Genomic DNA, 896 nt, shown 5'->3' on the forward strand with positions numbered 1-896 from the left:
GGATGTTGATGGTGATGGTGTCGACATCTCCACCCGCGGTCTGGACGCTGAACGTGTCCTGCGTCGTGTCCCCGTTCGCAAGGTTGGCGACGGCAGACGAGTCGAGATTATAGGTCCAGGTCCCATCTGCGGCGACCGAGAAGGTACCATAGCCCTGATCCGAGGTCTGTCCTGTCACGGCCACCAGGGCCGTCGAACTGTCAGGATCGGAAACATCTAGCGTACCGCTGACACTGGTTTTCAGCAGCGAGCGGACCGTGCCGGTCTCAGTGCCTGAGAAAGTCGCGGGATCATCGACATTGTCAACCGTGAATGTGTAGGTCTGGGTATCCGAGACAGCACTGTGCGGATCTCGGACCTGGATATCGAAGCTCGCCGTTGCCGCATCGTCGCCATTCTGGTGGAATGTCACGAGACCGTTGTCAAATTGCTGCTGCGTAAACGAGGTGACCTTGGTGGTACCGACCTGCACATATCCGTGCTGCAGATTGCTGACGAGATAAGTCAGGCTGCTGTCATCATTGTCGAACCCATATATTTGCCCGGTCGAAAATGCGTCCGAAGTCCCGCCCTCTGTGATATGCGGCAGATTGGCTGGGTTATCCTGGCCGCCGAGCGACAATGCCGGGGCGTCGTTAACCGCGGTCACAGCGAACTTCAGCGTGCCCGTGGCCGGGATGCCCGAGGCATCCACGACCGTCACATCGAAACCGGCTCCTGAAGATACGTTTTCGTCGCCGTCATGCACAAAGGTGACCAGGCCGGCCTTGAGCTGCGCTCCCGTAAAGGTCAAACTGTCCGATGCGACGCCATTGACCATCAATGTCCCATTCAGCACATTGCTGATGGTGAAGACGACATCGGAGTCCACAGTGCCCGGATCGTCCGTATAGGAC

Annotated in this window: 1 protein-coding gene; it reads right to left on the reverse strand. The window is 58.0% G+C overall.

All coding sequences use genetic code 11. The annotated features are described in order from the left end of the window. A partial coding sequence (locus AC1D0P_RS26140; RefSeq protein WP_477679384.1) for a cadherin-like domain-containing protein occupies positions 1-896 on the reverse strand: 896 nt, incomplete at both ends.

This window comes from Polaromonas sp. P1_G2 (assembly GCF_056405515.1).